Annotated in this window: 7 protein-coding genes, 1 pseudogene and 1 other annotated feature; of the genes and pseudogenes, 4 read left to right on the forward strand and 4 right to left on the reverse strand. The window is 50.0% G+C overall.

The annotated features are described in order from the left end of the window. Positions 1-5: 5 nt before the first annotated feature. Entirely contained in the window at positions 6-1,307 is a 1,302-nt protein-coding gene (locus IPG31_01905) for a HAMP domain-containing histidine kinase (GenBank protein MBK6617152.1), read from the reverse strand. Between the two features lie 365 nt (positions 1,308-1,672). Continuing rightward, positions 1,673-4,424 (reverse strand): annotated as a pseudogene (locus IPG31_01910) (TonB-dependent receptor). A 360-nt stretch (positions 4,425-4,784) separates the two neighbouring features. Between IPG31_01910 and IPG31_01915 the strand changes: the two are divergent. After that, entirely contained in the window at positions 4,785-7,259 is a 2,475-nt protein-coding gene (locus IPG31_01915) for a 3-hydroxyacyl-CoA dehydrogenase (GenBank protein MBK6617153.1), read from the forward strand. Positions 7,260-7,299: 40 nt separating this feature from the next. Next, entirely contained in the window at positions 7,300-8,499 is a 1,200-nt protein-coding gene (locus IPG31_01920) for an acetyl-CoA C-acyltransferase (GenBank protein MBK6617154.1), read from the forward strand. A gap of 303 nt (positions 8,500-8,802) precedes the next feature. Here the strand turns inward: IPG31_01920 and IPG31_01925 are convergent, their stop codons facing one another. Continuing rightward, entirely contained in the window at positions 8,803-9,129 is a 327-nt protein-coding gene (locus IPG31_01925; protein ID MBK6617155.1) for a hypothetical protein, read from the reverse strand. Positions 9,130-9,153: 24 nt separating this feature from the next. Continuing rightward, entirely contained in the window at positions 9,154-10,410 is a 1,257-nt protein-coding gene (locus tag IPG31_01930) for an exo-alpha-sialidase (GenBank protein ID MBK6617156.1), read from the reverse strand. Between the two features lie 208 nt (positions 10,411-10,618). On the opposite strand from IPG31_01930, the gene IPG31_01935 reads away from it, so the two are divergent. Together IPG31_01935 and IPG31_01940 are read left to right on the forward strand one after the other, a co-directional pair. Beyond that, the gene (locus tag IPG31_01935) at positions 10,619-11,314 is read left to right on the forward strand and encodes a Plug domain-containing protein (GenBank protein MBK6617157.1); all 696 of its coding nucleotides are present in this window, start codon (positions 10,619-10,621) and stop codon (positions 11,312-11,314) included. Positions 11,315-11,361: 47 nt separating this feature from the next. Continuing rightward, positions 11,362-12,581, forward strand: a protein-coding gene (locus IPG31_01940) for an IS3 family transposase (protein MBK6617158.1) whose coding sequence is annotated in 2 segments (ribosomal slippage) — positions 11,362-11,647 and positions 11,647-12,581 — 1,221 coding nt in all. Because the reading frame shifts where the segments join, the coding sequence is not laid out codon by codon here. Continuing rightward, positions 11,640-11,756 (forward strand) — a sequence feature (AL1L pseudoknot). (Overlaps the previous gene by 117 nt.) Positions 12,582-12,619 lie beyond the last annotated feature (38 nt).

The raw sequence follows: 12,619 nt of genomic DNA on the forward strand, positions 1-12,619 counted from the left end.
TGTGATCAAGATGGAATGGGTTGATGACCAGATTGCATGATAGGCAGGGTGACATGGGTGCATGCTCCACCTTCAGGGCGGTTAAATAGACGGACACTTCCGCCAAAACGCTCAATATTGGTATTCGCCAGAAAAAGTCCTATTCCAAAACCTTTTCCTGGTCCTTTATTGGTAAAAAATGCTTCACCAGCGCGTTCCATTACTTCGGCATTCAGCCCTTCGCCATCATCCAGTATCTCAAGATGGAGCAGATCATGATCCCATCCACTGGTGACATTAACTTGATCGACAGAAGCGTCGGCTGCGTTATTGAGCAAATTGAGGATGGATTGACTCAATAATTGAGTATTCATAATCAGGGGGGCAGGGCTCACACCGTTACACTGATAGGTAAATTTAACCGATGGACGGATTAACTGCCATTTGTCGATTACCTTTTTTAGAAAATGATCTACCGGCTCTCCATTGGCTTCCTCTGCGCGCGCTTGTCCCGCGTTGGCAAGCAGCTGTGTTAGCGTTTGTTTGCAAAGCTCAATCTGGTCTCGCAGAATCTGCATGTTATGCTGAAATTCACTGTCATCAGGGTAATCCTGCTTAAGTTCATGCGCAATGATAGCCATGGTAGATAACGGCGTACCTAACTCATGGGCAGCCCCGGCCGCCAGTGTGCCCAAAGCGATAATCTGCTCATTCTGCAGAGATCTTTCACGTGATTTTGCAAGCTCTTTATCACGATCGCGGATAGAGGTACTCATTTTTACGATGAACCCGGTAATGAGCAAGGTGCTGAGTACGAATGTCAACCACATACCTGCGACATGCAGGTTAAATTCAAACATATGGCGACTGTGATCATCGGTGTGGTTATGTGGCAGCGGGATGTAGTAAAACAGCAGCAAGGTATAACAAGTAATGGAAGCCGCCGCCATAATCCAGGTGTAATGCCAGGGGAGTACGGTAGCCGCAATGATTAATGGAATCAGATAAAGAGAAACAAAAGGATTGGTTGAGCCGCCACTAAAATAGAGCAGAACGGTCAACGCACCGATATCAATTAATAATTGAAAGAAAAACTCAGGATTGATAACCGGCCACTGATATTGCAACCGGATGAGTGTCAGGAAATTGATCGCCAGTAATACACCAATGGTGATCATGATGTTTTTCCAAGGTAAATCAAGTTCTATTAAGTGATAAACCAGACTGAAAATAATGATTTGGGTAAATATAGCGATATTCCGCAATAAAAATAATCTGTTCAGATTATTGCTAAGTGGGGTTTGGTGCAGATTACTAATAATGCCCATGAAGTTTATTTAGTTGAACGAATGCGCGCGGGGAAAGCTCATCATGTGCATTACGATAACGCAAAATTACTATAAAAACCATGTGACAAATTGTCGCAGCAGCCACTACAACTGGAAAATCAGGCTGGGCGTGCCCGATAACCAATTACAATTCGAGAAAGAGGTTGAGGTATGGGGATAGAGAAAAGATAAAAGTGGTACGAGCCGTTGAACGCAGAATAGCGAGTGGCCATCCGGATGACCGTTGTCATCAAATGGCGGCATCCCCATGCAGAATGGCTCTCGCATTCAATGAACCGGTATGGCGTCCCCGTTCCCCTCGCCCGATATTCCAGCTATCTCCGTTGCTCACGAATCCAGACTAATTAGAATTTCCAGGTAAATCCAATACGAAAGCTGACTGGTTCAACGGGGTGAAAATGGAAATCATCTCTGCCACCAGCGGCTTCTCCTGGAAGACGTGAGGGATAAAAATACGTAATGCCATCATCCTTACGATCCAGCAGATTGAATACCTCTGCTTGAACTGTCAGTTTATTATTAAACTGGTAACCGATCATCGCTGATAGTAGCAGCGTGCTGTTCGAGCGGGCGCTATTATCCTCTATCAGCGCACGTGGGCCAAAAAAGCGCAGCCTCGGTCCCCCAAAAAAGCCACCGAAGACATCATGTACTGTTGCGCCAGCCGCGATGACGGTTTCTACCGCATTTGGAATACGGTTACCTTCCGGGGCATTATCACGAAAACGTGCCCGCGAGAAACTGAAGTCAGCATCCAGCGTCAGCCAGTGTACGGGGGAGTAGTAATTGGCGAATTCAACACCAAAGCGCCGCCCGGGCCGGCTTGCTTCGGTTGTACCTGCGTCTCCAACGAATACCAGTTCGGATTGTGTATCCATCCACCAAAAGGCAAATGTACTTTGTAATCCCTTGATCCAGGTGGAACGCAAACCAATTTCTGCATTGTAGGTACGTGCAAGTGGCCTGGCTCGGTCAACCGCATCACCGCTTGCTGGATCAATCCGAGTGTTTACGCCGCGTGCATCATTGCTGTGGAAGCCCAATCCGCCGTTCAGATACAGTTCGGTATCTTGCCACGGGCCAAGCACGATACTCCCTTTTGGGCTGATCATACCGTCATGGCGCACGCCATTATTGCCGGCAATATTGCTGTTGCTGACATCAAAACGGTAGCCATCAAACCGCACACCCATGGTGGTGCGTAGCCATGGAGTCCAGTAGGTCCGGTTTTGCGTATAGGGACTCAAGCTTGTAACCCAGACCGTATCCTCCCGCGTAATATCATGTTGTCGTTGCGCATGGGTTTTGGTCAGCGCATTTTTGATATTGTCATTCTGCATCTGAAAACCGAAGACAGTTTCGGAATCCGCGCTACCAAGTTTATGGAAAAAGGTATGGCTGGCCTTGAATCCCGTTGTCCAGCGTTCATCCGGTTGTCCGAACTGATCGCCACAGCGGCTGAAAATGTCCCGATTGATTCGTGAACGTGATCCAGGGGTAAATCCATTCAGACCACTGCAACCGTCTGGATTGGTCAACTCATTATTATCAAGAAAATACGTGAAATTAGAAAATAAGCGTAGCTTTGAATAAACACCATAGGCCATCACGCTACTGGCACTGTTGGCATCCTGACGATGCCACTCCGCAGTCAAGCTAAAGCGCTTGCTTTTACCCCCCATCCGTTGGGTCGAGCGCATCAAAACGCCCCAGACTGCCTTGCTCAAGCGCACGTCTGGGTATCTGGTCAGTTGCCCGCCAGTCGGCGGTACTCGCCATGCCGGTAATACTCCAGCCATGGTTCTCGCGCTCCTGGCTGTAACGCAGCACGCCATTGAATTTCAAATAATTATTGCCTATTCGCCATGGGCCATCGTTATGTACGGTTTCGCCTGCAAATAATAAATTTCCACCCGCAAGTTTCTGCGAGCCGGCAAACAGTCCGCGATAATAATCAAAGCTACCACCCGTGAATTTAAAAATATTATTTGGCAACGTATTGAAATAGCGGATATTGGCCGCACCGGTGCTGGAGAAATCACCGTGTTCCACATAGTGACTTCCTTTTCTGTACTCAAGCGTCTCGATCAATTCGGGAATGAGGAAATTGGTATCCGTCCAGCCCTGGCCGTGCGCATGTGATAATTGATTGATCGGCACACCGTCTATCAATGTGAGGAAATCCGTACCGTGATCGAGATTGAAACCACGCAGAAAAAACTGATTGGCTTTGCCTTCACCACTGTGTTGAGTCGCAATCAGGCCGGGTACTGTTTCTAACACTTCCCCGGGGCGTGAAATCGGCCGAAACTGCAATTGCTCCTGCCCAATATTGCCCTGCGAAGCACTATCAGCAATGCCGACTTGAGAATCCCCGCGACCGGTAATCGTCAATTCTTGCAAAACCATGGAAGAAGCATGACTCAGCAAAACAGGACTTCCGGGGAAATGAGGCTTGATGACCTGAGAGGGGATAACGCGTTCCGCTTGCTGTGCATAAATGCCGTTGCTGGCCAGACTCGTGATACTTAACACAGCCAGACGAAACACTAAAATCCCGATACCGTGCAGCAACATGGTTGCCAGTAAAAAACCAGTTGCATAAGAGGCGAAGCTCGCCGAAACCGGGATCTCCTGACCATGAGCATAGCCATGAAAAAAAGCGAAAAAAGCCACCAGCAGCAGATTCATCCAGGTAGCGAAATGGATTTTGCGGATCACCAGAACGCACATCACGATACCGGACAATAAAATCATTGCTTCCGCACCAGGCACGGCAAGACTTAGCACCCCGGCCAGCCCGCCGATACTCATATTTCCAACAAAAGCCAGCGGTAACAGCCAGGTGCCATTACCCCGCATTTGTGCCGCCCAGACACCCACCATCAGCATCACGACAATATGATCCAACCCCTCCAGCGGATGGTTAAATCCATGATGCCAGCTGCTGTCAATTATAAAAAGAGCCTGTTCAGGGGGAACTAAAACAACGCTTAGCCAGATCAGTAATGACACCAAAATAAAAAATGACACGAGCAATAGCGAAACTGTCAACCGAGCTGGCGAGACTGCGGCAGCGCTGTTTGGATCAGACATAAACTTTTTCATGTGGTGTTTGATTAAATTGTAGCGGTGTGGGATTGTAGCATGAGCCAGATTGACGGATTGATGACCAAACTATGTTACAGCCGCTCCCCCATGTGTGATCAGCAAACCAAGTAGCATGAGCGTAGCCGTCGCCAGTCGATTCTCTACAGATTAAAACTTTACGCTTGCGCTTTGGATTTCAAGCCTGTAGTCTTTTCTGGAGAAGACTTCGTGCCTGTGGTGCGGCTGTAGCCAGGGTTTCAGGTTGTCTGGCTACAGATTTATTTTGAGCAGACCGCTCAAAAAATAGTTGATGCTTTCCAATAACCTTTTCAATTGGAGGAAATTTTGACTACTCATCCAGCTCGTGTGAAGAAGGCGGCTGTATTGGGGGCTGGCGTCATGGGGGCACAAATAGCCGCGCACCTGATTAATGCCAACATTGAAACTCTACTGTTTGAGTTGCCGACGGATGAGAAAGATACTAACGCCAACGTCATTCGCGCGATCGACAAGCTGAAAAAACAGGAACCTGCGCCACTATCGACTGCCAGCCGGGTGATTTGTATTGAACCGGCCAATTATGATCAGCATCTGGAAAGATTGGGTGATTGCGATCTGATTATTGAGGCGATTGCCGAGCGTCTGGAACTGAAAGCGCAGTTGTACGAGAAAATTACACCTTATCTGCATGATAACGTCATTCTAGCCAGCAATACCTCTGGCCTCTCCATCGGTCAATTGGCCAACGCGGTGCCGCAGTCGCTCCGGACGCGCTTCTGCGGTGTGCATTTCTTTAACCCGCCGCGCTATATGCATCTGGTCGAGCTGATTGCAAGTGACTACAGTGATGCTGCTATGCTCGATACCCTGGAAACTTTTCTGGTCACGACACTGGGCAAAGGTGTCGTTCGCGCCAAAGATACCCCCAATTTTATCGCCAACCGGATAGGAATCTTCTCGATGCTGGCGACGATGCATCATGCCAGGCAGTTTGGGTTAGGATTCGAGTTGGTGGATAAACTGACCGGGTCCCTGATTGGGCGCCCCAAAAGCGCTACTTTTCGTACCGCCGACCTGGTAGGGCTTGATATCCTCATGCATGTCATCCAGACGATGCAAGACAATCTCGTAGATGATCCCTGGCATAATTTCTACACAACTCCCGATTGGCTCGATAAATTGGTCAAGGATGGTTCGCTGGGTCAGAAAACCGGTAAGGGCGTGTACCAGAAACAGGGAAAGGAAATCTACGTGCTCGATCCGGAACATGAAATGTATCGGCTTGCTGAAGAGGAAGTCGATGATGAGGTTGAAGCGGTGTTGAAGCTGAAGGACGCAGCTGCCAGGTTTGCGGCGTTACGCAAACATCCGCATCCACAGGCACAGTTCGTGTGGGCCATTCATCGCGATTTGTTCCACTATTGTGCAGTTCAGCTTGAATCTATCGCAAACAGTACACGTGACCTCGATCTGGCGGTGCGCTGGGGATTTGGCTGGCAGCAGGGGCCGTTTGAAATCTGGCAATCAGCCGGGTGGAATGCCGTTCTGGACTGGGTAAACGAAGATATTGCTGCAGATAAGGCTATGGCAACGGTTGCCATGCCCGCATGGGTGCAATCTATCAGCCAGCGATCGATACAGGGTGTGCATGCGCCAGGTGGTTCTTTTGTGCCAGCAACCGGTGAGATCCAGCCACGATCCAGTTTGCCGGTTTACCGGCGGCAGCTGTTTCCGGACAGACTGATTGGCGAGCAGCCAACTTATGGCGAGACTATTCTGGAGACAGAAGCGTTGCGTCTGTGGCATACCGGTGATGAAATTGCGATTGTGAGTTTTAAAACCAAGAAACATACCATCGATGATGCGGTATTGCAGGGGATGCAGGAAGCCATCATCGAAGCGGAAAACCATTTCCGGGCTTTGATTATCTGGCAGACCGAGCCTCCGTTTTCATTCGGCGCCAATTTGCAGAAGGCAACCGAGCGACCAAAAGCAGAGATGCCACCTTCAGCGTTTGATGATTTTGTTAAAAAAATAAAAAAAACTGCACAGACCACCATCCTCAAAGCTGCGCGCAGTCTGGACATGGCGGATGTGCTCATGGCAGGCAAGCTCGCGGAAGTAGAAACGATGATCGCCCGGTTTCAGCAAATATCGCAGCATTTACGCTATTCCATGGTACCGACAGTGGCTGCTGTTGATGGACTGGCTTTGGGTGGAGGCTGTGAATTCATCATGCATTGTGATCGTGCGGTGGCAACCTTGGAAAGCTATATCGGACTGGTTGAAGCGGGGGTAGGGTTGTTGCCGGCTGGTGGCGGATGTAAGGAATTTGCGTTACGTGCTTCGCATCAGGCTGTCGATGGTGATCCATTTATGTACTTACAGCGTTATTTCAGAACAGTTGCCATGGCGGAGATGGCTAAAAGCGCCGAGCAGGCGAAGGTGCTCTCCTTTCTGTCGCCATCTGATGTCATTGTGATGAATCGTTTTGAGTTATTGCACGTTGCCAAGATGCAGGCGCTTGCCCTGGCTGAATCTGGCTATCGTCCACCGTTGCGGCCACGTGAAATCACAGTAGCGGGCGCAACCGGGATTGCAACCATCAAAAGCAATCTTGTCAATCTGCTCGAAGGAAAATTTATTTCGGAACATGATTACCTGGTTGGCAGCAAAATTGCACATGTCATGTGTGGTGGTGATGTCGTTGCGGGCAGCCGTGTTGATGAGGAATGGCTGCTGGGTCTGGAACGCACCGCATTCATCGAGTTGTTAGCGACTGAGAAAACTCAGGCACGTATCGCTCATACGCTTAAAACCGGCAAACCTTTACGTAATTGAAGGTGAGTGAGTTGCCAAATTACCATTCAGGAGAAATCGGATGACCAAACCAGTCCAGGAAGCCTATATTGTTGCCGCAACCCGTTCGCCGGTGGGGAAGGCGCCCAGAGGAATGTTCAGGCATGTGCGCCCGGATGATCTGCTGGTTCACGTTCTGCGGGCTGCCCTGAAACAATGTGATGGAATAGATCCAACAGCGATCGACGACGTGATCGTCGGCTGCGCGATGCCGGAGGCTGAGCAGGGTATTAACGTTGCTCGTGTGGCTGTCTTGCTGGCAGGGCTGCCTGACAGCGTGCCTGGTATGACGATCAACCGTTTCTGCGCGTCTGGTCTGCAAGCAGTTGCCATTGCAGCAGACCGGATTCGTCTGGGTGAAGCGGATATCATTATTGCAGCGGGAGCCGAGAGTATGAGCATGATTCCGATGATGGGTAACAAGGTTTCAATGAATCCCCACCTGTTTGCCGGCAATGAAAATGTTGCCATTGCCTACGGGATGGGTATTACCGCCGAGAAAGTGGCGGAAAAGTGGAAGATCAGCCGCGAAGCACAGGATGCATTCGCATTACAGAGCCACCAGCGGGCGATCTGCGCAATCGAGCGAGGGGAATTCAGGGAAGAAATCTCTCCCTATACCATCGAGGAAAACCAGCCTGATCTCAATCTGCATCAGATTCATCATGTATCCGTCACGAAAGATAATGATGAAGGGCCGCGCGCGGATACCAGTCTGGAAGCACTGACCAGACTGCGGTCGGTATTTGCCGCACATGGCTCGGTAACTGCCGGTAACAGTTCGCAGATGTCAGATGGTGCCGGTGCAGTCGTGGTCATGAGTGAAACGGCCATGCAGCGTTTCAATCTGACGCCACTGGGACGTTTCATCGGCTACAGTGTTGCGGGGGTGCCACCAGAAATTATGGGTATTGGTCCCATCAAAGCAATTCCCAAAGTGTTGCAACAGACAGGTATCCGCCAGGACGCACTCGACTGGATCGAACTCAATGAAGCGTTTGCGGCACAAAGTCTTGCCGTTATTAACGAACTCGGACTGGATTCCGCCAAAGTTAATCCGTTAGGAGGGGCGATTGCGCTCGGTCATCCATTGGGTGCAACTGGTGCCATTCGTGTTGCCACCCTGCTCAACGGCTTGCGACGCCACAAGCTTCGCTACGGCATGGTTACCATGTGCGTGGGGAGTGGCATGGGTGCAGCAGGTATATTTGAAGCGTTGTAAGTGGCTATATCACGGGATATAACCGATCGTTGTCACTTCGTATTGGATATTGGCTAGCCAACGCGATTCGGAAACGATATTTCCAATACCACGCACCCAACATCTGTCTTGAATGGTCCATGAAGTTCTCCAGGAGTCCGGCTGGCATAGCTCCAGGCCCCAGCCACATTTTGAATGCGTTGTCATAGAGACGACCGCTGACGATGAATGAGAGTGTTCACAAAAAATGTCAGTTGCAATTCTCCCGCGCCAGCGCGCATCGACTTCCCGGTAAAGAATCTCGGGAAAATATTCGCTGAATACTCAGGTTTCGGCGAGTCGCAGATCATGCGTCGTCAAGATTTGCCAGACGATGTCTTTATCCAGTAACGGGTCGGTCGCCACTACGACAATTTCATATTTTGGGTAGATCTCTTGCATCTTCCCAAGCGAGGCAAGTTCATCCATGCAATAGCTGCAGGTTTTTGCCCAGAAAGTCAGTAAAAATGGCTTGCCACTGTTCATGTTTTGAATCTGGGCGAAACTGCTCTTGACGAACGGACGGATTGTCGTCTGCTGAGGATTGGCTGGCGCAGTTGAAGCCAGCCAGAGGCTGGCGAGCAGGCTGAAATACAATGGCAGGTGTTTCATGATTTTCTCCTGAGTCTGCCGATCTTAAAAATGCTGCATCTCCAGTTCTTCACGCTTGCCATCCTTGCTCTGTGTCCACACTATCAGAAATTTCTCTCCGGCTGGCACCACCCGTGGAAAGGCTGCTCTGACATCGGGTGAGGAAACCTTTACCGGGTCGCTGAATGTACCATCCTTGCGCTGTTCCGCTGCAAAAATTGCCAGTCCATTTTCTGCCAGGCCATCCCAGACCACGACCAGTCGGCCATGTTCGTTGACTGCCACGTCGCCGTGCAGGCCACTATCATCCCCCATTCTGACCGGTGAAGACCACTGCTTGCCACCATCTGTACTTTGTAAATAATAGATGCCACTGCGCTCTGGATGACCCGTTCCCACGACAGTGTGGATATGGCTTCCATGCTTGCTCTGCCCGAACGCCATGGCGCCACCGATATGCGGACAGCCTTCGAAGAACCAGTTGAATTCGCCAACCGTCCCCATGCGCTGCCAGGCTTGTCCGTGAATCATGCCAAACGACATATCGGAAGGCAACTTGTCGCGGTAAAGCACATAAAGTTTGTCTTCGTGCAAACGTGCCGATGTCCAGCAACATGCGCAGGTGGCACCATCCAGTGTGATTGTGCTACTCCAGCTTAGGCCGCCGTCGGTGGAGTAGGCATGGCGCATACCTTGCGCCCCTTTTACTTTAACTGGCCCATGCCGGCTGTCCAGCCAGACCAGATGCAACTGCTGCCGATCTCCATCGGTAGCGAAAAACGCATGCGCACCTTTATTCCAATCAGTCGGGCTGTTGCCAGGTTGCCAGGTTTGACCGCCATCGACCGAGCGCGCGACGATCATCGGTCCGGCGCTATGCATTGCGCCTTCCTTGTAACTCGTCCAGAAAGCAAGCAGATGATCGCCCGATACCGTCAGTCTTGCATCATTGCTGCGGATCAGGTTCGGCGCCAGCGTCTGGCCGGTATCTACGGTAACGGGCGCGGACCAGGTCTTGCCGCCATCCCTGGAGGTCTTCAGCACAACGGATTGCTCGCCTTTCTCATGCAGACCCAACAGCAGGTAGATCTTGTTATTTTTCTCCACGATATCGAGGCTGATCACGCCATCTGGTTTGGACGGCATTCTATGCTTACTGTGATCTGTTTTATCGGGCTTGTCCCCTGGTTCCTGCGTGTCCTCATTAATAGTTTTCACGGGTGAAGCCAAAGTGTCCTGCCGAGTTTCAGCCGCAGCCGAAGGACGAATGGCATTCGCCCAAATCGTTATCACTAATAGCATTGAGATCAATGGCCATGACAATTCAATTTTTATTACTTTCATTAGATTCCCCGTTATTTTTTGTAAATTTTATGTATTTTCATAATTCTATCGTTATTTGTTTTCAGGTCAATGCGACAATTTGTCGCATTGACTCAAATGGTTACCTGTGATTACCATACTGCAGATTTCGATTTTTCCAGTTTAAAACCAATAATTAATAATTTTTATGAATTTACTTCGCCTAGCCGTTCCGTTCGCATTTTGTGTTTTTATTTATCTGTCGTGGGTGCCGGTTTCTCTGGCACAGTATTCACCGGTGGAGAAGAACCCGGAAATTAAACAGGCTGCTGTGGAGTCAGTAATCGATCCTGTCGTCAGAACTGGAAATTCTGATAATTCGGTTGTGTTCAAACCCGTGGTGGTCTCGGCGACACTTTCAGAAAAGTCCTTGGAAGAGACGCCTGGGACGGTTCATTTACTCAGCAAGGATCTGATTCGGATGCGTGATGTGCGTCGCATCGGTGATATTTTGCAGGAGACGCCCGGGGTTTATGTCTGGGGCGCTAATCAAGGCAGCCGCGCCGCTTCCGCCAATCGTGCCAATCGTATTTCAATCCGTGGCGTTTCGGGTGGCGCGCGCACGCTGGTTATGCTGGATAACCAGAAAATGAATGACCCTTCATTCGGCACGATCAACTGGGCCAACCTGTTTCCTGAAGATATCGAACGTATCGAAGTAATCCCAGGTGCTGCTTCGGCGCTATATGGGGGCAATGCGTTCGCCGGCGTGATCCGCGTCATTTCAAAGAAGCCGGTGAAGCGAGAGCTGTCACTCACCGGTGGCTATCAGTTCAACACCCCGGAAGGTGGATATGGCAGCGCCGTCTATCGTGACAAGTTTGATAACGGACTGGCGATCTGAATCGCCCCGGGTTTTCCGGAGATAAAATGATTTGAGAGGAGGAGGATATGAAAAATCAAATTAGTTATTCACCGGAAGTCCGGGAGCGAGCAGTAAGGTTGGTATTCGAGCAGCAAAAAGAGCATGAATCGCAATGGTCATCGATCAAATCGATCGCATCGAAGATTGGCTGCACAGCGGAAACATTGCGGGCATGGGTAAGAAGAGCGGAGACGGATCGAGGAATTCGAGGCGGGTTGTCGACATCGGATCGTGAGCGGCTCAAGGAATTGGAACGGGAGAATCGTGAATTAAAGCGGGCCAACGAGATATTACGGAAGGCATCCGCTTATTTTGCCCAGGCGGAGCTCGACCGCCGACCGAAATGATGATGTTATTTGTTGATAGAAACAAGGTGGAATATGGGGTCGAGCCGATCTGTAAGCAAATACAGATTGCTCCGTCGACTTATTATGAGCACAAAAGGCGGGAGAGAGATCCGGATCGATTGCCCGGTCGCGTCAAGCGGGACACGAAGCTGGCACTCGAAATACAGCAGGTTTGGGAAAGTAACTTCCGGGTTTACGGTGTTCGTAAAGTATGGCGGCAATTGTTGCGAGAAGGCATTAGCGCTGCGCGTTGCACCGTCGAGCGATTGATGAAGACACTTGGGATACAAGGCACCAGGCGTGGTAAAAAGTGCCGGACAACGATTGCAGATAACTTACTTGCCTGCCCAACAGATAAGGTTAACCGACAATTTGTGGCGACCCGGCCCAATCAATTGTGGTTAGCGGATATTACCTTTGTTGCAACGTGGATGGGATTTGTTTATGTAGCTTTTATTACCGATGTTTTTGCCCGGTATATTGTTGGTTGGCGAGTCAGCCGGTCATTACATACCGATCTGGTGCTTGACGCATTGGAACAGGCATTGTGTGCACGGCACGAAATTAAGGGATTAGTCCATCATAGCGACCACGGTAGCCAATACTTGTCGATCCGCTATACGGAACGCTTGATACAAGCCAATATTGATGCTTCTGTTGGCAGTGTTGGTGATTCTTATGACAATGCACTCGCCGAAACAATTAACGGATTATACAAGACCGAGGTCATACGGCACCGCGGCCCCTGGCGCAATATCGACGATGTTGAGTTTGCAACCTTGGAATGGGTAGATTGGTTCAATAATCGCCGATTGTTGGAACCGATTGGAAATATTCCGCCGGCAGAATTTGAAATGGCCTATTATCACCAACCAAGAGAGTCAGCCGTTGCGGTTTGACTCAAGGTAAATAGTCTCCGGAAAAACCGGGGCGATTC

The sequence above is a fragment of the Nitrosomonas sp. genome (genome assembly GCA_016703745.1).
Classification (GTDB): Bacteria; Pseudomonadota; Gammaproteobacteria; order Burkholderiales; family Nitrosomonadaceae; genus Nitrosomonas.